Genomic DNA, 21,332 nt, shown 5'->3' with positions numbered 1-21,332 from the left:
AAATTAATTTGAATAACAAGCAGGGTGACAGCTTGAGTAAGCAAAAAGGTAATCAGACTTTATGCCCACTGTGCCAAAGTAGTAATGAGTGCGCAGTTAATTCAGGTGGAGATATTAATGCGTGTTGGTGTAGCAAAGTCTCTTTTCCATCGAAAGAGATAGTGGCTAAATCTCTGCTCTCTAAAAATACCTGTATTTGTAGAGCCTGCATCGAAAAACTTAAGCAAGAGGAGCAACTAGGTATCAAACGTGTAGATTGATACCCATTTTTAATGTAGCCCCGTGTCTATTTAACACGGGGGATATCAAACTTACAGCTTGGAACTTACAACTTACGGCTTAGTAAACTGCAGAAGCGATCAAGTTAACCCCACGCTGAAAACAGCCATCAGTCAGCCTTTTATGGGCAATACCGTGGAGCATAAAGGAGATATTATATCGATCGCCTTTTACAGGTAGCTTGCTAATGGCTGAGCCCCTTACGATAAAGCTTTCAGTATGGGTTGCGACATCTTTTTTACGCTCTATTGCTGTCACCTTGTACACTGTGGTGTCGAGCTTTTCATTTCCATCAACGACCATCGCCATCTGGCCTGGCTTGACCTGTTTCCAGTCTTCGTTCATTGCGTCTATGGCTTGATTATCATCAAGATCAAAGATGATTGGGTCACTGATTATCTCTTGCTTGTTGCCAGTTTTATTCTCTGTTTCGCTCTCTGTTTCACCGTAGGCTCTTTTGTAGTCGCGGCCTTTTAAGTTATTAAAGTAGATCATTTGTGTCTCGAGATAGATTAGCTATGCTTTAATAATACATAAAGATATACACTTGTATAGCTTGTTTTTGTAAAACTCTGATTTTAAGTGTCAATGAGCGTAAGTAAAAATTTACTCTTGTCGATCAAAACTGGCTTAACCCAGCTTAATACAAGGAGGTGCTGATGGCGGTCTTGAAACAAGTTTCTAAGAAAGAAGCGCACAACTACCGAATAGCTCTATTGACTTATATAGTGATAATGCTTTGTGTGTTAAGTGCTTGTCAATTGAATCGAGAAAAGCCGATGGGTAAAAGAGATGCTGTCATTGTGCTGCTTGCCCACCCAGATGATGAAACTTGGATTTCGGGAACATTGGCCAAGTTAGCGGTTAGGGGGCTTGAGGTTATTCCTGTATATGCAACCTCAGGCGATAAGGGCAGTGATCGTTCTGGCCGGGGACTATCTGGGGATCAGCTCGCTGAAGTGAGGGAGCGTGAAGCCATTATGGCTTGCCAAACCCTGGATGTAAGCTCACCGATTTTTTTACGTTTTGCTGACGGCAAGTTAAACCAGTTTCAATCTGAGTTACTCGCTAAATTTCAAGAGGTCGTAGAACAAGTTGAGCCTGCATGGATCCTATCTTTTATACGCGGTGGAATAACAGATAATCGGGATCATAAAGTGGTCAATAAACTCGTGTCACAACATTACTCATCCCGCGCTGTTTATTTTGCTGTTTCAGATACTCGCGCCATTGCTTTGAGGCGTTCTGCTGAAAAGTTTGGCATCAACTATTCAGTTGCGGTGCCTATCGAAAATAGTTTGGTTACCCATAGAGTGGATGTCTCTCAGTATCAAAAATTGCGTACTCAGGCTATGTCTCAGCATGTCAGTCAATTTCCGCCTGTTATGGTTAGCGCTTTTGGCGACTTTACGCAAAACACTCACTATGAAGAGCTAGTGTTAGGTGAGAATGAGGAGCTTAATGGGCTACTGCAATACTTAGACTGACATACTTAGACTGAAATAGGTTTACCTTTTTACTCCTATCAACTATTGCTGAAACCTTGTTCAATAACCATTATTTAGTCTGTTGTTAATGTTTCCGTATGAGCATTTGCGAGTGCTTTTTATAAAGCGTACTGGTTATAAGAATGATTATTATGAAGTGTGATCATTATGAGATGAAATCAACATGTATGCGTTCACGGAGTGGCTTATTTTCTATCTGGCGAGGGGAGACTCGATGAGCATACTGTATGACTATCGATGGCCAGTATGGCTACTAGATTACTGAGAGTTACCTTTGGGTACTTAACTGTTATAAAGGCGAGCTTGATGACTCCTTTAATAAGATGGGGCCAGCGTTAATCAACCTGCAGCATAGCCATTAGCTATACAGAATGGCCATTAGCTCTAGATAACAACCATTAGCTTTGATAACAGCTGCGCTAAAACTGGCGTAGCTGTTATCACGTTTATTGCTAGCGATTATCGATTACTTAAATCGATCATCTTTTGGGTAATGTCGCCAGCAAGCTTAGGATCATCGAGTTTGATACTCACGGGCTTGCCGTTTTCAATCAGATCGTAGAAGTTGACGTTAAAGCGGGTAAATACATCGCCCCAAGTATATTCTAAGAAGGTTGTTCCAGTCTCCAGACTCTGGCTAATAGTCCACTCGGTGGCGTACTCGGTCATCTCGCCATTTACAATGCGATTCGGCGCATCATGGGGCACTTTTACCATAGTCGCTTGTAACTTCATTAAGCCATTAATCGTGCTTTGCGGCTCGGTTAAATGCGAGAGAAAGTAACGAGCGTGCAGGTATCTTTGCTCGGGGTTAACGTTACCTTTTGCGCCTATGATGCTCTTAGCATTTGATGACTGTAGATCTTGTTTAGACCAGACCTTATCCCAGTTATCGATATGTGCTTTTACGCTAGGTTGATTAGTCATGACTTTAGCGTCATCACCGGTATATACATTCACACCTTCAGGATCTAGCTCTATGATGGCGCGATCGCCGCTCTTGTCTGTCACAGTCCAGTGAAACTTAGGCGCAATAGGTAAGCCAGGTAGATCCACTAAGGTGGACTTTATCTGATCAATATTAGCGATGACCTCTTTTACACTGGCAAAGTTAGTGGCTAAATACTCACCGTAGGTAAGTTGAGATACACTGCCTTTTTTAGGCTCACCCATAGTCATAGGGCCGTAATACAGTACGCTTGCTCTCATTCCTTCACTATTGACCACATCATGTACTAAGCCGCCGTAAGAGAAGATCCCTGCTATGGTGTACTTAGTTTTATAGCTGCCACCTGTTTTATCTAATCCTAGTAATAAGCGCTCAGAGCCAGCAGGCAATACTCGAATTTCACCTTTGGTCGGCTCGAGCCAATCATTGGTTCGACTGATCAAGGTGCCGAACTCTTTGGTGTTCCAAGCAACGTCAGTACAAGCTTCAGCGTTAAAGGAGCTAGCACTTGCTAGGCCTAAGGTGATCATGCAAGCCAGTGCTGTAGAGTGAATTTTCATATCTATGCCTCTAGTCATCAATGTAGGGCTATCATATGTGGTATATTTCATTAAAACACATCAGATATGTTGGGTTTAATCCACGATCTAGGGAAAGGCTATGAGCTTAAGTTATGAGCAGGTAAGGGCGTTTGTTACGGTTGCTGAAACAGGTTCTTTCAGTGCCGCTGCTAGGGCTCTAGGCAGAGATAGGTCAACCCTCAGCCAAGTCATTGCTAACTTGGAGATAGATCTGGGCTACGGGCTGTTCGATCGTTCGGCAAAGCTTCCCGTGCTGACACGAGATGGTCAGGCTTTGTTAAGTCATGCTAAAAACTTAGCGGAATATACCTCCTCTTTTGAGTCATTAAGCGCCAGCATAGGTAAGGGGATTGAGAGTGAGTTAACGATCGTGCATTGCGATCTTATCCCCAAAGAGTTGATAACCTTAAGTGTTCAAGCCATACGAGCGCAATTTCCCGATACCGATATTCATTGGCTTCATAGGAGTCGAGAGGAGATCATTGCAGAGCTAGAGGCGGGAGAGGCTGATTTAGGCTTAGGCATCGCTTTTAAAGCTAAGGCGATAAGTCGGATGCAGTATATTCACTTAGCTAACTTACATTTTATCCCGGTGGTTGGAGCGGCTCATCCCTTGGTAAAAGCCAGTGCTGTTGAAAAGGTGGGTATTACCCAGCTCAAAGAGGTTCGGCAGCTGGTGCCCGAAGATTGCATCACCGCAGAGATGCAAACCACAGTCGTTTTATCTCCTCATTATCAAAGAATAGAAAATATGAGCGTGCTTAAATCTTTATTGGAGGTTAATGAAGGTTGGGCGCTACTGCCTAAAGGGCTTGTTCATGAGGAGCTGCAGCAAGGAAAACTTGTCAGGTTGGAGGTTAAAGAGTTGAATCAGCCGATCGCATTTCCGTTAAGCTTGTGGTCATTTAAATCTAAAAACCCCACACCAGTTAGGCAAGCCTTAAGTAAGCGTATTTGTGAGGTAATGAGTGAGCTTGTCGGCAAGTACCAGCAAGTTTAAATGGGTTTAATGCTTCTTTTGAGTACCGATACTTTTTTCTGTTGTCCCATGATCTCAAATAGAACATGACAGCGCTTTTCACCACTTTTCTCATCGAAAATAGCTTCTAGATCAACAAAAGGCCCCTCAGTAAAGCGCACCTTATCGCCTGAGTTTATTTGCGGTAAATCAGCATCAGCTTTTGGGGGCAGCTCTGATTGCAGCGCATCGGCAATTCTTTGCTCGCGGATCTTGATGTTCTCAATGATATCATCGTCAATTGCAGTCATCAGCTCACTACAGCCTACAATTTTACCCACTCCGCGTGTTGAGTGAATTCTAGCGACACTAAACACCTTAGGGTCGAAATGAATGAATATATAGCCAGGAAATAAAGGCACATGTTTGATGCCAGCCTTGCCTCTAGTCACTTTTTTCTCGGCGAGCGTCGGCAAGTATGTTTCAACGTCCTGAAGAGCAAGGTTATGTACGGCTCTGGCTTCAGAGCGGAGTTTACAATAGAGGAGGTACCAAGCTTTCATTAATATTCATCATTTAACAGTTGGCTACAGAAAGGAACTTTCACTTTGAACCCATAGATCATAGCAAAACTCGATTTTTAAGTACAAAGTTAACCGCATTAAATTAATGTTACTGTGAAGGCTGTTCGCTAAAGGCCTATGGTTAAAGTGAGTGACCATAAAGGTTTTGCTGTGGCGCTGTTGTTAGTAAGTATAAGTTTATTAGGCTCCAATATTAGTAATATTCTCCATATTTCCATTTAGAAAAATGGAGAATATATAGGGGGAAGTAAACTGTACTCAAGAGGCGTAGGTATGATTATCTCGACCAACGGAAACCAGAAACTAAGATGAGAGCTCAAGTTGTTTCTCCGTTAAGAGTTGCTCTTCTAACCAGTTAATCGCTGTTTTGCTTCCGTCATTCACACCGGAAAACAGGCGTATGTTGAGCTCATCAACTTGGCGTCGTTCTGTGAGTTGCTGGGGGAGCTTGGCGTCTTGCTCATCATAAAAAACCACAGCAGTAGCCTTGAGGCGCTCGTGGGAGGCCATACAAAGTTGCGCCTCGAATGAGTAGGTATATTTGTGCTGTTTGTTCACTAAAAGGGCGTAGTCATGATTGAATGTTTGACTCATATACTCATCAAACTCGCCTAGCATCTCTAAGGTGATTTCAACACCAGGCTCTATCGTTACTTGGGCAATATTGTGAGTTAATAGCTCGACCGAACAACCAAAATTGAATTTGTGCATCTTATTCTTCCTTGTAATTATTATCTTTATAGCGCTTTAACAGCTTAGTCTACAGCTGATAAAACCGTGAAATGTATCCGGTTACATTTTTGTCAGTTTACACAATTTAGTACATGAGGCTTTGTCGTGATATAAGCTTCACTAAGTATCTCAAAGGGTTAGAGTCACAAGGTTTGATGAAAGTTCAGGGATTAAAAATGATTAATTTAAAATGGTCTTTAACCAACTCAAGGCAGCCTTAGTACCTAACTTGGTGGCAGGAAAACTCTTAATAGTGATGTTATCCATTTTTCGTCGCTTATCGAATTGTGACGGGATCGGGTTTTCATTCAACTCATGGTAAAGCACGGCGATAGCTTTTTGTTTATCTAAAGAGGCGAGGCAGAGTTGAGCTTCGTAGGTGTAGGAGTAGCGGTTAGCTTTATTAACTAATAGCGCAAAATGCACGCTGTAATGTGCGTCCAGGTAGTCATCAAGCTCTTCAACCATTTCAATAGACAGTTCGATCCCTTGGTCGACAATCACTTCGGCTATGTTATTGTCGAGGTGGTTGATCGTACAGCCAAAACTTAATCTGGGCATCGCCTCTCTCCTTTGAGCTTTTTATTAATATAGTTCAATCAGGATATAGGGTAAATATGTACACTCTTTGTTGGTTTCAGAAACTGTTTATTTTGAGCTAGATTTAGCTTTTTATGCAAAAGGGGAAGTTGTGGAGCAACTTGATGCCGTCGTGGTTGGTGCTGGGGTGATTGGGCTAGCGATTGCTGCTCGGTTGAGTCGCCAATTAGAAGATGTACTTGTTATCGACAAAAACAGCCATTTTGGTGCGGAAACCAGTAGCCGTAATAGTGAAGTGATCCACGCTGGGATCTATTACCCTCAACATAGCCTGAAAGCCAAATTATGTATTGAGGGCAAGCAGGCCTTATATCGCTACTGCGACTTAAGAGGGGTCGCTTATCAGCGTTTAGGTAAGTTGATTGTGGCGACGTCACAAGCTCAAGAAGCCAGCCTTGAAGCTGTGATGACAAAGGCTGCTGCAAATGGGGTTACAGATTTAGTCAGGCAGTCGACTGGTCAATTATGCTCATTTTCATCAGAGTTAAATGCCTCTGCTGCATTACTCTCTCCCTCTACTGGCATTATCGATAGCCATAATTATATGCAAAGCTTGCTGGCTGAAATTGAAAGTCATGGAGGCTGCTTTGTGCCAAATACAGGCTTTATTGCTGCAGACCCTGATGATAAAGGCTTTATTGTGCATTTAGATATCGATGGGGAGCGGTTAAAAGTTAGAACTCGATATCTTATCAACAGTGCGGGTTTATATAGCACTCAGGTCGCCTCAGGTATTCAGGGAGTGCAAAGCAAGCATATTCCAAGGCTTTATTGGTGCAAAGGGCATTATTTCTCTTATAGCGGAAAAAAACCTTTCTCTAAGCTTGTTTACCCAGTCCCTGAAGCGAATGTAAAAGGGTTAGGTATTCATGGGACTCTAGATATGGGCGGACAACTTAAGTTTGGGCCCGATACCCAATACCTTAGCGAGACACAGCACCCTGATTACCATGTCTCTTCAGCATTAAAACCAAAATTTTTTGAGGCTATTAAGCAGTACTTTCCCAATATTGACATTAATAAGCTGCAGCCAAGTTATGCTGGTATACGCCCAAAATTACAAGGGGCTAATGAGAGTTTTAAAGATTTTCAAATTCAGAGCCAAGCTGACCACTCAATTAACGGCTTGGTTAACCTACATGGCATAGAGTCTCCTGGTTTAACGGCAAGCCTAGCTATCGCCGGCTATGTTGCTGCCAGCTTAGGATTAACAAGCTAAGGAGAAATAGATAAGGGTAAAGAGTGAGGGCTAAAGGCACAAAAATCGAGCAAGATAATAATGCCATGCTCAAAACTGTACTAAGTTTATAGTTAGTTAGTGCAGTACAGGACCTCTCTTATGGAAAAGTTTATCGCTAGATTGAGGTGTTCATATGCGAAACGTCAAAATCGATTGGTATCGATTACTCGCTTATAGCTTACTCTTTTTATTTTTTTCTCTTATCGTAACCGTAGGCTTTGTTTTATCATTAACTGGTGAGGTTAAACACCTATCTCAGCTCAGAGTGCACCTATCGGGTATTGAGCTGGCGTTCTCCTTAGCCATGTTTATCAGTATTCCCGTATTACTGATCCGCTTTGGCTTCTTCTTTTATCAGATGATAAAGCGAGGAAGGCGAAATGGTATCGGCATCATCTGTTATCAAAACCTGTTCAACCCCTTCAACTTTCTGCTCTTCCCCAGTCTGCTTAACCACAATGGCCTTGAGTCCAGAAGGCGATGTATCGTCGCTGTCACACTGCTCCTCATACTCTACCTAGTGGTGTTTTTTGACACACAGATAAAGCCCGCATTGATGGGACTAGCTTGATTTTAAAGATGAGATAGTTGCAAATTTATTTTAACTTAAAGTTTATGTTTTTTTCGGTGACTTTTTGTTACTTGTTCACTTTGATTGATAGGTTTTCCCCATGTTTAAACCGAAGGTTTCAGGTTGGTATATTGTTAAATGTATTCTTGTTTGATTTTTATTTATTTTAATTGTTTTTAATTTTTAAGGTGAGTTCTGTGGATTGCTCTGCTTAGGTGTAAAGGAATGTGAGGTTTTATGTTTACAGTATACAGTTGAGTATATCACTTTGTATGTTTATGTTCTTTGGGGAGTTGTGTTGATCGTTAAATAATTTTAATAGATGTTGTTTTACGGTGCCGTTTGCTTGTGTTTAATAAGTGGTTTGTTTACATGTGGGGGGTAGGTCAAAATTAATTAATATTATTCATAATATATTTTAAGTTAATGTTTAATTAATGTTTTTGGTTGAACATGAAAACTCTTACCTATAAAGTAATAGTCGAGTGGTTACTGTTTTATAAGTAAATATAAACCTGGTTGAGTAACCAATTTATTAAGAGTTACAGCTTAATGTATATGGGGTTGGTGAGTTAATTCAAAACTTTCCGACGCCTAGTCATGTCATAAGTTTTTTACGTTCAGATTGTGAGTTAAATTTCACTCATCGTGCGGTAGCTATGCTTAAAATTTATGCTTTACACTCTGGGAATGGCTAAATAGTCATTGCCGTGCGGTAGCTATGTCTTTAATAAAATAAGTTTTTCTATGTTTAAATGTAAAGTCTTCTCTTTGTTTTATTGGCTTGTGTCTATAGTAACAATAAATTGAATGATAATTTAAACTATGAATCTTAGTTTGTTTCTGATTGATAATAGAAAATTCCCTCTACATTAAATTTAATTTTTCTAATATTTGTCTCTCAGCTGTATATGGAGTTAAGCCTTTAAAGGTGTTTTTAATTTGCCCTTTATATTTGCATGCCTATTATTTAATAAGAGTTATTAATGTTAATTAAAAAACGTACCTCAATTAATATTATGTGCGATACCGTACATGCATTAATGATGCGGGAAATAAAAACACGATTTGGTTCAAATCGACTTGGTTATTTCTGGGCGATTGCAGAGCCTGTAGCAGCTGTTGCCGTATTAGGGATTATTTTTACCCTGATGGGGCGTAGTAGTATCGCAAATATACCCATTGCCCTGTTCCTGTTTACAGCAATATTACCCTTTAATCTTTTCAAAAAGTTACTAACCCAACTTTCCGCAGCGGTTGAGTCCAATAAAGGCCTGTTAAGTTATCGCCAAGTCAGTGCCATTGACCCTGTTATTACTCGAATTCTTATCGAGCTTGCGACTTACTTAGTGGTTTATGTGTTGATTTTTGGATTTATGGCCTGGCTTGGGTTTGAGGTGATTCCCTATGACCTGTTAGGTGTATTGGCTGCAAGTGTGCTGGTCGCTATAACGGCCATCGGGTTAGGACTTATGTTTTGTAGTGCTGTTACCTATTGGAAAGATGCTGGCAAGGTGGTGAGCTTAATCAACCGACCTATGTTTTTCATGTCAGGTATCTTCTTCTGCGCCCCTATGATTCCGCCACAATATTGGTACTTGCTTGATTGGAATCCAATATTCCATGCTATTGAGCTTAGCCGTGACAGCTTCTTTAGCGTTTATGTCACGCCGGTAGGCAGTTGGGTTTACCTATCAGTTACTGCACTGATTAGCTTTACCTTGGGCTTATCTATATTCCAACTCAGTCGTTTTAGGTTTATCCGCACATGATCCACTTCGAATGCTTAAACAAATACTACCCCACTAAGCGTGGACGGCACTATGTATTTAAAGATCTGACGATTAGCTTACCAACAGATAGAAACATAGCCGTACTAGGGCCTAACGGTGTGGGTAAATCGACGCTAATACGCATGATGGGCGGATCCGATATGCCCAACTCAGGTCGAATTCATTCCGATAAAAATATCTCCTGGCCGCTCGGGTTGCAAGGTGGCCTTCAAGGCTCAATGACTGCCCGTGAAAATGTGCGCTTTGTAGCCAGAATTCATGGTTATAAAGACACCAAACCGATAGAGCAACAAGTTCAGAGATTTGCAGAAATTGGTAAGTTTTTCGATGAGCCAGTGAAGACCTATTCAAGCGGCATGCGCTCTCGTATCACCTTTGGTCTCACTATGGCTTTCGACTTTGATTTCGATGTGTTGCTGATCGATGAGTTAGGCGCTGTAGGTGATGCCAACTTCCGTAAGAAGAGTGAGAAATTACTCTTAGATAAATATGACCAGACCAAGCTTTTTATGGTGAATCACTCTATATCAGGTTTAAAAAAATTCTGTGATTCAGGGGTCGTCATTAAAAACCAAAGCTTAGTCTTTTTTGAAAAATTAGACGATGCAATCGAAGAGTATCAAGAGGTTTACGTTAAATAGTATGGTAAATAAACAAAACACTCAGTTAAAGAAGGCTGAGGCAATATCAGAGACTGAGGTTATTACACCTTTACAGCGAAAGGTACGAAAGCTGAAACGTAACCCTAAAGGTTTTATTGCAGACTCTAAGGCTTATGTGGGGGCTAAACGAACTGTATATCTTACTCATGCCAAATTAGGCTCCTTTGCCTTAGTGCTACTGGCATCGCTACTGGTCATTATCTATTACAGTGTTATCGCTTCCCCTAGATATGTCAGTCAGGTTCAATTTGTTGTAAAGCAAGCCACTAGCAATGAGTTGCCTGTTATAGGTTTAGCCGCTATGGGGACAGCTTCACCATCGACAAGAGATGCACTTATTTTACAGGAGTACATTCAGTCAAATGAGATGGCTCAAGCGCTCGATGAGCAGCTGGAACTAAAATCTCATTATCAACAAACAAGTTGGGATATGCTAAGTCGCTTAACTGCTGACAGTACTCAAGAAGAGTTTGTTGAGTTCTATCAAAAGCATATCAAGGTTACCTACAATGATATGTCTGAAATCTTGCATGTGGAAGTTCAAAGCTTCGACGCTGAGTACTCACTAAAACTTGCCCAAGCAGTACTTGCTACCAGTGAACGTTTTATAAATTCTCTGGGTGAAAATATGGCAAACCAGCAGATGAAGTATGCACAAAGTGAGGTGCAGCGAGCCTATAAAGAGTTAAAGCGACAACAAGTACAACTACTGAAGTTTCAGGATGAAAATATTCTATTTAACCCAGAAATTCAGAGTGCGGCATTAGTCGAAGCAATTAACCAACTTGAGTCATCAATCATTTCACAGAAAACTGAGCTTAAGTCACTAGAAGCCTATATGCGTTCAGATGCAGCGCAGATAAAAAGTAAGCAGTTTGAAATTCAAGCCCTAGAGCAGCAACTTAGTGAAGAGAAGCTAAAGCTTACTAGCCAAGACCAAGATGCGCTCAACAAGGTCAACGTCGACTTTAAAGATCTGGAGCTTAATAACTTATTGGCAGCAGATCTCTACAAGTCTGCTTTAGCTAGCCTAGAGCTTATTCGCGCCGAGGCATTTAAAAAACTTAAACATCTGTTAGTGGTTGAACACCCAAGACTGGCTCAGCAGGATAAATACCCTCAACGTCTCTACAGCATATTTACCTGGTTTATCTCACTCATACTCATCTATCTAGTAGGCCGCTTAATCGCCTCTGTGATTAAGGAACACAAAGAATGAAACCATTAACCAAAGTCGTAAAGCTAACAACTGCAATCGCCTTGATGTGCAGCCTAACTCTTAGCGTATTTAGTAGTACAGCTAACGCTTCAATGTCTATGCAGGCCGATGTTGATGATCAACAGCAGCAAAGCATCACTGAATCACTAGAAAATCAAAGATACGGTAATTGGCTTTTTAAAGGCGGGTTTAAAGGGCAGTCATTTTCAGCCATTAACCCAGAGTACCGCATCAGCCAAGGTGATAACCTACTTATTCAGCTATGGGGGGGGATAGATCATCAAGCCGAGATAACCGTTGATGCTCAGGGCAATATCTTTATCCCTAAAGTGGGCCCAATAAAGGTGTTAGGCGTTAAGAATGCCGATCTTAACGAAGTGATTTTTAAAAGTGTTAAGCGTGTTTATAAGTCAAATGTAGAAGTGTATGTGTCACTGGTATCTAGCCAAAAGGTAAAGATCTTCCTATCGGGCATGGTAGTTAAACCAGGTTTATATGAGGGACAAAGTGCCGATAGTGTATTGCGTTTTATCGATCAAGCTGGCGGTATTCGAGATGATTTAGGTAGCTACCGTAATATTCAGGTTAAGCGCAACAACAAGTCTAAGTATAAGATTGATCTCTATGAGTTTTTGCAAAGCGGTAATATGCCTGCCATTCAGCTTCAAGACGGCGATGTTGTCTTTGTTGGTGCAAAACAAGCTGAAGTCACACTTGAGGGCGACCTTGGTTTTGCTGGGAGATATGAACTTAGTAGAAATAAACAGGGACAACTCGAAAATCTCAGTCAGGTGTTAGCGGCAGTGGTTGCAAATAAAGATGCCACCCATGCTACCGTCATTGCGCCTGATAGTAATCGTGGCCCTAACATAACCTCTTCCGGCATTAGCGCTTCTAGTGACAGCGCTTCGAATATGAGTAATAGCAGCCAAGTGCGTGAAGTTACTGCTAAGCAGTACCTAATCGAGCAAGCACCTAAGGTTAACCTGCAAGCGGGTAGCCTAATCAAAATAACCTCACAACTGCGAGCGACCAGCATTAGTGTCGAGCTGTTGGGTGAGCATAACTCAGCGAAAGAGATGGTAGTGCCGTGGGGCTCAAGTGTTGCAGATCTGCTCGAGCAGATGGAATTTAGTGCTCTGTCTAACACTGGGGCAATCCAGCTTTACCGTGAATCAGTCGCTAAACGTCAAGCTGAGATGTTACAGGCATCACTAAGTTCGCTTGAGCAGAGTGTTCTTACAGCGCGTTCAGAGACTAAAGAGGCGGCACTGCTACGCCAAGCTGAAGCGGACATCATATTGCAGTGGGTGGCCAAAGCGCGTCAACAAACGCCAAAAGGGCAAGTGCTGCTGTCTGAAGGCTATGATGCCAGCAAGATCATTCTCTCCCAAGGTGACAAACTGGTTATTCCTGCTAAGCGTAACCTGATTATGGTACACGGTGAGGTGATGTTCCCTACTGCAATTACCTACCAAGATGGCATGTCTATTAACGACTTTATCAACAACTCTGGTGGCGCGACTCGAGATTTGAGTGACATGAATATTCTAGTGATGAAGCCCAATGGCAGCTTTATCGATATGAACGGCCAATTGAAAAAAGACTCTGTAATCAATCCTGGTGATGAAATTTTTGTGTTGGCCAAACCTGACTTTAAAGGCTTTCAGCTAACTAAAGATATCACGCAACTTATCTACCAGTTAGCTATGTCAACGGCAGTAGTGTTGGCGTTGTAAAAGAAACTGCTCCTATTTTATAAATATTGCTTAACCGCTTCTAACATGCGGGTTTTACTAAGAATGAGGAAGAATTAATGCTAAATAAATTTAAAAAGTTAGTAACGAAACCAAAATTATTTATTCGAGATAGCAAACTAATTCGTAAAATGAATGAGCCTAGTGACAATCTTAATATTCAACCAGTTAGTACTAACCATATAAATGCTGAACGAACGGGTGAAAAAGATATTAAACTATTCGTAAAAAATCATTTGTCCACACATTCTAGAGTTGCATTCATCGATCCAAAACCAGGTAAAAGAATGATTGCATTTACAAGATCTAACTATATTGAAGAATTATGTTGTTCTATTTGTAGTTTAGAGTCTAATGATTTTGAGCTAAGTCATATTACGAGGGAAGGGTTAAAAAAAGGAGTCTCACAAAAAGAACTTTATAATTCATTCTGGCTAAAACCAATTCAGCAGTTTAGACTTACAAACAAGTCGAATCGTGTAGAGAGGGTGTATTTCGAGGTACAGAAATGGACTGAAGATGAAGGATTTATAATGTCACCCTCTTCAAATCATATTTCAAGGAAGTTATGGGAATCAACTATAGATACCCATCAGTTATTTGACAAAGGAAAAGTTAATAATTATAGCAAAATACTTGGAGAATCTTGTGAAACAGAATGTAACTTTGATATTGACTACGTATTCACCTGGGTGAATTCTGAAGATAAAAACTGGCAGTCAATGTACAAGATTCATTCTTCCACCGAAATGACTGATTCTGATAATGAGTCTCGATTTTACTCGAGAGATGAGTTGAAGTATGCATTGAGATCTATAGAACTGTATGCTCCATGGGTCAGAAATATTTTTATTGTAAGTAATTGTCAACCACCAAGCTGGTTAAAGGTTAGCGATAGGTTACAGTGGGTCAATCATGAATCAATTATTAACGAAGAGCACCTTCCAACCTTTAACTCCCATGCTATTGAGTCTTGCCTTCATAAAATAGTGGGGCTGTCGAATCACTTTATATATGCAAATGATGACATACTTCTCATGAGACCTACTGACAAGTCTGATTTTTTTGAGCCTAATGGCAATTGCAAAATAAAACTTGAACCATATGGTAATGTTAATGGTGAGGTATGCGATAGCAGTCCTGATTACTTAAACGCATCGAGGAACAGTCAAAGGTTATTAGCTTCAAAATTTTCAATTATGCCTTCACAGCTTCATCGGCATACCCATCAAGCATTAAGAGTTGATATTCTAAACGAAATTGAGTCAGAGTTTAAGCATGAGTTTGAAAGAACAAGAAGTAGTAAATTTCGAACTATCTACGATATAAATATAACCTCATTCCTATTCCATCATTACTCATACTACTTAGGTCGATCAATTAAAGTCTATCCAACAGTATTACTAGCCAAAGAAAACTCAAAATATGTAGAGCAGTTTAACAGCCTCCTTAATCAGAAAAGTGAAGTGATATTCAATGATAAGTCAAGAGCACTGACGGTTTGTATTAATGACGGAACTGATAGCCACAAGAATGAGCACTGGAATAAAACAATTGTATCATTTCTTAATACATATTTTAAAGAAAGGTCTGTGTTTGAAGTTAATTTAAATAATAATGTAGGTTAATTGAGGTCACTGGTATGAGGGAGGGGTTGATATAAAAATTAAACAATATTCGTTCTACTAATGTATATTGAAGAAAAGCAAGTAAGACTACAATGATATTCTAATAGTTTCTCCTGAAGCCAGTGGTACCCAAGATGAGTTAATCGGTAACGATACCCTCTCCAGCAGTTATATGCTTGAATCTGCAGTTGAGGTAGGGCTATCTGCTCCAGAGTCAATGTTACCTTACTTGCCTCAATACCATCTTTGCAATTGCTTGCCGAATATTCACATTCAGAGTGGGTGCTGGAGTGGTAATAAGATCTTCGCATAACTTGTTAATAATATTAGCATCAAGTTTCTCTTATTACTGACTGTAGTGCCTACCTGCGCTTAAGTTATGTTATTTCTTAGTTTAAGGTTCATCTCGAATAATGCATACAGCTTACCCCCCACCAATTCTCGCCTTTATAGTGCCTTATACTCAGCGGCCCTATTTAGCTGGTGACAATAGACTCACTGAATTGGTAGATATTTTACTTAGAGTAGATAACTGCGAAGTTGTACTACATATTACAGGTGAGTTACCGAGAGAGAGCGTAGCGCTGATAAATTTGCTAAGTGTTGAAGCTGCAGGGAAGTTAACTGTACTAAATAAACAGATGTGTAGTTCAACTCCCTATTCCCCAGGCCAAGCAAGGAATGAAGCTGTAGGCAGTGCTAAGGGGAAATATCTGTTTTTTATGGATGTTGACCTTATAGCTTGCCCTAAGCTGCTTGCAACCATTGTCGATAGAGCAGAGCGTCTTACCTCAATTGGTGAGCAGGCCTTTGAGATGTTTCCCTGTTTGTACCTAAGTCAGCAAAAGTCGGCTGAACTGCAAGTACAACTTCAAGAGCTGGCTCAATCACAAGCTAAAGTGGTTTTGGCTGCTGATATGTCAGCTAACTTTAAAAGCTACCTTGAATCATTTATGCAGGGAAGTAACTGCAGCACAGACGGCATAGCATTAGCGAGTAGTTGTTTATTGGTAAATAAAGCATGGTTTAAAAAGCTTGGTGGATTTGATGCCTGTTTTATAGGTCATGGTGGTGAGGATCTGGAGTTCGTTCATCGTCTTTGTATGCATTATTCTATAGGTAAGCTACCTGAAGATTACACTGCAAATATTAAATCACAGCATCCTGCCCACTATCAGGGCTTTCGACGGTACTTCAGTTTATATGCTGTTCAGCACCTATTTGAGGAGCGATATTTTGTCCACCTTTGGCATCCTCGGCCCCTTGCAAGTTATTACCACAGGCGGCGTAACAGCAACGATCATCTACTTGAGGTGAAGTTAAAGAGTAGTGTTGAACAAGTGCGTCTAGAATCAAGTCATTCACCAGCGATCAAAAGTGCTTGTGGGGTTGATGAAAGAACAGTTTTAGTGCTTAAAACTCAATTTCATAAGTGGCTAGAAGAAACTCAGACAAGGTATGGCTTTGATAGAAAAAGCTATCCAGGGTTATTTCACTGGGCTGAAGGTGTAACAGTTAAGCGTACTAGGTCGCGTAAGTTCAGGAAGCTATTGTTAAAACCTAGATTGTTTTTTACTGATCTTTTTATGAAGCACCTATAAAGGTGACAAAATCTAAATAATTCAATGAGATTTTTGTTCATTCCCCTCTAATTATATAACCCTGATAAAACTATGAATTATAAAATCATTATTCCCTCGAGAATGGACTCTACTCGCTTGCCTGGAAAGCCTCTTAAGCTAATTGATGGAAAGCCCATGGTCTGGCACGTGTATCAGCGTGCGCTTGAAACGAATATTGGAGCTGAAAATATTATTATTGCAACCGATAGCGAGGCGATCTTTGCTGTGGCGAGTGATTTTGGCGCGCAGGTGATGATGACCTCGAGTGAGCATAGAAGTGGCACTGAGCGGTGTGCTGAGGTTGCTCGTAAATTAACTTGGTCGGATAACGAGATTGTGGTTAACCTGCAAGGCGATGAGCCATTAACCTCTGCTGATGTCATTGAGCTTGCAGCATCAACACTGTCTGATACATTTTTAGCTGGCATTGCAACCATCGCGTGCCCTATCAAAAGTGAAGCGGAGATAAGGGATCCTAACTGTGTTAAATTGCTTACGGATAGAAGCAACAAGGCCATGTTGTTCTCACGCTCTCCTATGTTTTCTGGTGTTAATGCACTCGATAGATGTGGCTCTAAAATAAATCAACAAGAAAGCGCTAACCAGAACTTCGGACCTTGGCTACGCCATATTGGTATTTATGCATACAGGGTATGGACTTTAGAGAGCTTAAGCTCGTTATCAGAAACTCAAATTGAGAAGTTTGAGCGCTTAGAGCAATTGCGAGCTATGTGGCACGGTATACATATTCAGGTTGCCAATATCAGTGAAGCACCAGGTCATGGTGTGGATACTCTAGAAGATCTAAAGCGAGTCAGAGAAAGGATAGCGCAACTTTGTTGCGTCTAGGGGGCTGGTAAGCGTCTTCGAGTACGTCGCTTCTGTTTTTCGAAGCGTAGCGATCTTGGTTGTTGCATTTTCTCAAAGTGAGTTAACTAACGATCTCGAAGGGAACTTGTTCCCGTACTCGTAACTCGACGCCACTTGTGGCGCACTTCCTTTTATAGATTAGAGAGTTTTATGATTTCCCCGCGGACTAGTACAATTTGGACAGGTTCTAATGGCATTGCGAAAGATGCGCATATCGCTAAGTTTTTTGAACAGAAAATCGAGAAGTTTACCTCTTTGACTCAAGTTGTTGATGGCGATGTAGTCGTGGGCTGGGGCAATAAAGCCAATACTAAAAAAGCTTGTCAGTTTGCCAATGAAGAACAGTTACCGTATCTGCGCTTAGAGGATGGTTTCATCAGCTATCTGGCTCATCCTTTAGATAACTCTCCTCGTTTGTCTTTGATTAAAGATTGCTCTGGTATCTACTATGATGCGGGGAGTGCTAGCGATCTAGAAAATTTGTGTACTGATATAGATGCTTGGTATGACAGTGACTATGAGCAGCGAGCATTAGCACTTAAAGCTAAGCTCACTCAATTAGGGATCTCAAAATATAATCACCTGCGTGAAGCGCTTCCGGATTGGCTAGTGCAGCAAGCAGATAACTCAGCGATTTTGGTCGTGGATCAAACTCAAGGTGATGTCTCTGTTACCCAAGGGATGGGGACATCGGCGAGCTTTTCTCAAATGATTGAGGAGGCGTTGGCAGCTCACCCTGAGCAAAAGGTGATAGTAAAAACTCATCCCGATGTGATTAAGGGAAAAAAGTCGGGCTTTGTAAATATTGCTGCTTGTAGCGACCCTAGAGTTCATCTACTTGGTGATGACTGTGAGCTTAAGGCGCTGCTTTCTAAAGTGGAACGTGTCTATACCGTCACATCGCAACTCGGGTTTGAAGCGCTGCTCTATGGTTTGCCTGTTCACTGCTATGGTTTGCCTTTTTATGCTGGCTGGGGACTTACTGAGGACAAACAGCGTTGTGATAGACGTACAAACACTCTTACGCTAGCACAGCTTATTGCGGCAACGCTTATCAAATATCCCAATTACCTCGATCCAGAAACCCAAGAAAGCTGTGAGGTGGAAGCGGTTGTAGATTGGTTGGCATTACAGCTTGAAGATCAACATCAAGCCGTTGATACCTGTTATGCATTTGGCTTTTCGTTATGGAAGCGCGCATTTATTAAACCTTTTATAGGTAGGAAGGCGAAGCGGGTTGTTTACATTAAAAACCAGCAGAAATTAGAGGCGCTAATTCAGTCTGATACTAATGCTGCCGTATTATTATGGGGGAAGAGCCGAGCTAAATGGGCCGAACAGTTGAAACAATATTGCCCCGTTTGGTTTATGGAGGATGGCTTTATACGCTCGGTAGGCTTAGGGGCAGATCTGCGTCGACCATCGTGCTTAGTTATTGACCGTCAAGGTATGTATTATGCGCCAGATGGGCCATCAGATGTGGTGGAAAAGCTTAACAATGTTAGCTTAAGTGATACTCAGAGTCAGCGTGCAAAACAACTAGCAGAAACCTTAGTAAAAAGGGCGCTGAGTAAATATAATGTCGGGCAGAAACATACAGCCAAACCGCTATTAGAAAAGATAGGTCAGCTAAAGCGCGCTGATAAGCAGCGAGAGCTTATTTTAGTGCCTGGTCAGTTTGAGCAAGACCAATCAATTGCTTCAAGCCGCGGAAAGGTGAAGAGCAATTTAGCGCTAATAAAGCAGGTGAGACAAGATTATCCCGATGCTTTTATTATGTATAAAGAGCATCCCGACCTCTATTCAGGTGTTCGACCCGGTGCGCTAGGCGAGCAGGCTGCACAGCAATATGCCGATATCTACTTAGCTGATATCGATATTGTATCTGTGCTTATGCTATGTGACCGTGTATGCACTATTACTTCGTTAACGGGCTTTGAAGCCTTGCTACGTGGCAAAAAGGTGACGACCTATGGCTCACCCTTTTATGCCGGTTGGGGGCTGACTGATGATGCGATTGTGTTTGCTGAAAGAACAAATAAACTGAGCTTAGAGCAGCTTGTTTATGTCACCTTAGTCAGCTACCCCAGTTATGTTGATTGGACTACGGGCAAGCTCACTTCACCTGAGAGAGTGATCCGTTTATTGAGTGAGGAGAGGGCGCAATATGAGCAGCAGGGAAAGGCGGGTTTACAGCTAAGCAGTTCATGGCTTTCACGCTTTAGCAGAAAAGTTAGATATTTTTATGAAGCCTGGAAGGTTTAAGCAGTGACGTTGTTATGAGCGCGTGCTCCTCTTCGTGTTCACTATGTCCTTCGTGGTGAAAAGCTTTTTATAAGATAAAGGCTTTTAGAAGCCTAGGCTTAGCTGTTGATTTTACTAGAAGTGAGTCTGCGAACGAACTCGAAGGGAACTTGTTCCCGCTCTCGTAACTCACAGCGAGATTACGACCGTCCTCGTAGCAAACTTGTTTGCGTTATCGGGGGGCGAAGCCCGTTCTATCATTGGAATTTTATGAGTCAGATTTTGTTTTTACAGGGGCCATTAGGGCCCTTTTTTAAGTTATTGAGCAGCTACTTTTCAGCTAAAGGGCACGCTACACATAAGATCAACTTTAATGGTGGTGATCGTTTTTATGCTGGTGCCGAGCATATTACCGACTATTACGGAACACCTGATAAGTGGCAGGCGTTTTTAACTCAATATATTGATGAGCATAAGATTGATAAAGTTGTGGTGTATGGAGATTGTCGTTTTTACCATAAAGTTGCGCGGCAGGTAGCTCAGGAATCTAATGTTGAATTTTGGTCATTCGAGGAGGGTTACCTCAGAGCTGGGTTTGTCACGCTAGAGAGAGGCGGTTGTAATGCGAACTCCCCGCTCTTTAACCAACTCGATAACTTAAGCGATGAAATTGATGTGGCTGAGAGTGTCAGTAGCCATAAAGTCACGCCTACTTTTGCACGTCGAGCCTGGTTTTCATTTTGTTATTACTCCTGGCTAACGATTTTAAGGCCACGTTTTAAAAACTACTTTCACCATAGACCTTGGCTATTTAGGCAGGAAACCTACTTCTGGATTAAGAGTATCATTGAAAAGTGGTCCGCTAAGTTAACAGACCCCCCTCGTTATAAGCGATTTATCAGTCAGTTTGATAAACAGTTCTTTCTGCTGCCTCTACAGGTTGAAGTAGATTTTCAACTTAGAGAGCATTCAGAGTTTGATTCAGTTAAACAAGTGATTGAGCATGTTCTGCGTTCCTTTTCGATGCATGCCAGCAAAGAAGCTGCATTACTGATTAAACACCATCCGCAAAATCGTGGTTTTGAACATTATGGCGCTTTGATTAATGCGCTGGTGACTGAGCTCGGCCTTGAAGGGCGCGTGCTATATGGTCACGATTTTAATCTGCCAGATGTTTACCATCATGCCAAAGGCGTGGTTACTGTTAATAGTACGGTGGGGATCTCTTCGTTGCTGCACAGCTTACCTACAAAGGTTCTTGGTAAAGCGCTTTATGATATCGAAGGCCTAACTTATCAAAATCATCTAGATAGCTTTTGGCTGAGACCTGCAGAGGTTGATGAGCGCTTATTTGCCAAGTTTAGAGCTTATCTTTGCGCTGAATCTCAAGTCGCTGGTGATTTTTACAAGGACTCAAAATTGTTAGTCGAAAGAGCGGAGCTAAAAATAATGGCTAGATGAACTTAGCCTTAGACTTAACCTTTGTAGAAAATCGCCAGTTAATTAGTCACTTATGTGTCAATTTGAAACACTTG

General features: G+C 41.4%; 19 protein-coding genes. 14 read left to right on the top strand and 5 right to left on the bottom strand.

The features are described 5' to 3' along the window. Positions 1-32 precede the first annotated feature (32 nt). Positions 33-260 (top strand): cysteine-rich CWC family protein, encoded by a 228-nt coding sequence (locus BM736_RS17065; protein WP_083700289.1) that lies wholly within the window; start codon positions 33-35, stop codon positions 258-260. A gap of 79 nt (positions 261-339) precedes the next feature. Here the strand turns inward: BM736_RS17065 and BM736_RS17060 are convergent, their stop codons facing one another. Continuing rightward, positions 340-774, bottom strand: coding sequence for a hypothetical protein (locus BM736_RS17060; protein ID WP_076414363.1), 435 nt, complete (start codon positions 772-774; stop codon positions 340-342). 164 nt (positions 775-938) lie between these two features. Here BM736_RS17060 and BM736_RS17055 point away from each other — a divergent pair, with 164 nt between their 5' ends. Continuing rightward, positions 939-1,766 carry a PIG-L deacetylase family protein gene (locus BM736_RS17055; RefSeq protein ID WP_083700272.1) on the top strand — a complete coding sequence of 276 codons (828 nt, stop codon included), beginning with the start codon at positions 939-941 and terminating at the stop codon, positions 1,764-1,766. A 480-nt stretch (positions 1,767-2,246) separates the two neighbouring features. Here the strand turns inward: BM736_RS17055 and BM736_RS17050 are convergent, their stop codons facing one another. Continuing rightward, positions 2,247-3,347, bottom strand: coding sequence for a linear amide C-N hydrolase (locus BM736_RS17050; protein WP_218638769.1), 1,101 nt, complete (start codon positions 3,345-3,347; stop codon positions 2,247-2,249). A gap of 49 nt (positions 3,348-3,396) precedes the next feature. Between BM736_RS17050 and BM736_RS17045 the strand changes: the two genes are divergently transcribed. Beyond that, positions 3,397-4,317, top strand: a complete 921-nt coding sequence (locus BM736_RS17045) for a LysR family transcriptional regulator (RefSeq protein ID WP_076414359.1) — start codon at positions 3,397-3,399, stop codon at positions 4,315-4,317. Here BM736_RS17045 and rfaH read toward each other — a convergent pair. The 3 genes from rfaH to BM736_RS17030 form a co-directional block, all read right to left on the bottom strand. Continuing rightward, on the bottom strand, positions 4,314-4,838 hold the full coding sequence (rfaH, locus tag BM736_RS17040) for a transcription/translation regulatory transformer protein RfaH (protein ID WP_076414357.1): 525 nt from the start codon (positions 4,836-4,838) through the stop codon (positions 4,314-4,316). The two genes, BM736_RS17045 and rfaH, sit on opposite strands and share 4 nt — an antisense overlap. A gap of 324 nt (positions 4,839-5,162) precedes the next feature. Next, a complete protein-coding gene (locus BM736_RS17035) occupies positions 5,163-5,570 on the bottom strand; it encodes a hypothetical protein (protein ID WP_076414355.1) in 408 nt (135 codons plus the stop codon). A 201-nt stretch (positions 5,571-5,771) separates the two neighbouring features. Further along, the gene (locus BM736_RS17030) at positions 5,772-6,152 is read right to left on the bottom strand and encodes a hypothetical protein (protein WP_076414353.1); all 381 of its coding nucleotides are present in this window, start codon (positions 6,150-6,152) and stop codon (positions 5,772-5,774) included. 130 nt (positions 6,153-6,282) lie between these two features. On the opposite strand from BM736_RS17030, the gene BM736_RS17025 reads away from it, so the two are divergent. The 11 genes from BM736_RS17025 to BM736_RS16975 all read left to right on the top strand — a co-directional run bounded on the left by BM736_RS17025 (position 6,283) and on the right by BM736_RS16975 (position 21,258). Continuing rightward, positions 6,283-7,410: an NAD(P)/FAD-dependent oxidoreductase gene (locus tag BM736_RS17025; RefSeq protein WP_076414458.1), complete on the top strand. Its 1,128-nt coding sequence runs from the start codon at positions 6,283-6,285 to the stop codon at positions 7,408-7,410. 154 nt (positions 7,411-7,564) lie between these two features. After that, positions 7,565-8,002: a hypothetical protein gene (locus BM736_RS17020; RefSeq protein ID WP_076414351.1), complete on the top strand. Its 438-nt coding sequence runs from the start codon at positions 7,565-7,567 to the stop codon at positions 8,000-8,002. 986 nt (positions 8,003-8,988) lie between these two features. Continuing rightward, positions 8,989-9,774: an ABC transporter permease gene (locus BM736_RS17015; RefSeq protein ID WP_076414350.1), complete on the top strand. Its 786-nt coding sequence runs from the start codon at positions 8,989-8,991 to the stop codon at positions 9,772-9,774. Beyond that, positions 9,771-10,436: an ABC transporter ATP-binding protein gene (locus tag BM736_RS17010; RefSeq protein ID WP_076414348.1), complete on the top strand. Its 666-nt coding sequence runs from the start codon at positions 9,771-9,773 to the stop codon at positions 10,434-10,436. The genes BM736_RS17015 and BM736_RS17010 overlap by 4 nt, the downstream gene beginning before the upstream one ends. Position 10,437: 1 nt before the next feature. Beyond that, positions 10,438-11,676, top strand: coding sequence for a lipopolysaccharide biosynthesis protein (locus BM736_RS17005; protein WP_256717943.1), 1,239 nt, complete (start codon positions 10,438-10,440; stop codon positions 11,674-11,676). Next, positions 11,673-13,415 carry a polysaccharide biosynthesis/export family protein gene (locus BM736_RS17000; protein WP_076414346.1) on the top strand — a complete coding sequence of 581 codons (1,743 nt, stop codon included), beginning with the start codon at positions 11,673-11,675 and terminating at the stop codon, positions 13,413-13,415. The genes BM736_RS17005 and BM736_RS17000 overlap by 4 nt, the downstream gene beginning before the upstream one ends. A 77-nt stretch (positions 13,416-13,492) precedes the next feature. Beyond that, positions 13,493-15,061, top strand: a complete 1,569-nt coding sequence (locus BM736_RS16995; protein ID WP_076414344.1) for a stealth conserved region 3 domain-containing protein — start codon at positions 13,493-13,495, stop codon at positions 15,059-15,061. 413 nt (positions 15,062-15,474) lie between these two features. Further along, positions 15,475-16,662: a galactosyltransferase-related protein gene (locus BM736_RS16990; protein ID WP_218638768.1), complete on the top strand. Its 1,188-nt coding sequence runs from the start codon at positions 15,475-15,477 to the stop codon at positions 16,660-16,662. A 72-nt stretch (positions 16,663-16,734) separates the two neighbouring features. After that, positions 16,735-17,532 (top strand): 3-deoxy-manno-octulosonate cytidylyltransferase, encoded by a 798-nt coding sequence (kdsB, locus tag BM736_RS16985; RefSeq protein ID WP_076414342.1) that lies wholly within the window; start codon positions 16,735-16,737, stop codon positions 17,530-17,532. A gap of 171 nt (positions 17,533-17,703) precedes the next feature. Then, complete coding sequence (locus BM736_RS16980) at positions 17,704-19,818, top strand: capsular polysaccharide biosynthesis protein (protein WP_076414340.1); 2,115 nt, start codon at positions 17,704-17,706, stop codon at positions 19,816-19,818. 249 nt (positions 19,819-20,067) lie between these two features. Continuing rightward, positions 20,068-21,258, top strand: coding sequence for a capsule biosynthesis protein (locus BM736_RS16975; protein ID WP_076414338.1), 1,191 nt, complete (start codon positions 20,068-20,070; stop codon positions 21,256-21,258). The last annotated feature ends 74 nt before the right edge of the window (positions 21,259-21,332 follow it).

This window comes from Shewanella sp. UCD-KL12 (assembly GCF_001957125.1).
GTDB lineage: Bacteria > Pseudomonadota > Gammaproteobacteria > Enterobacterales > Shewanellaceae > Shewanella.
This window is presented reverse-complemented; position numbering and strand designations above follow the sequence as displayed.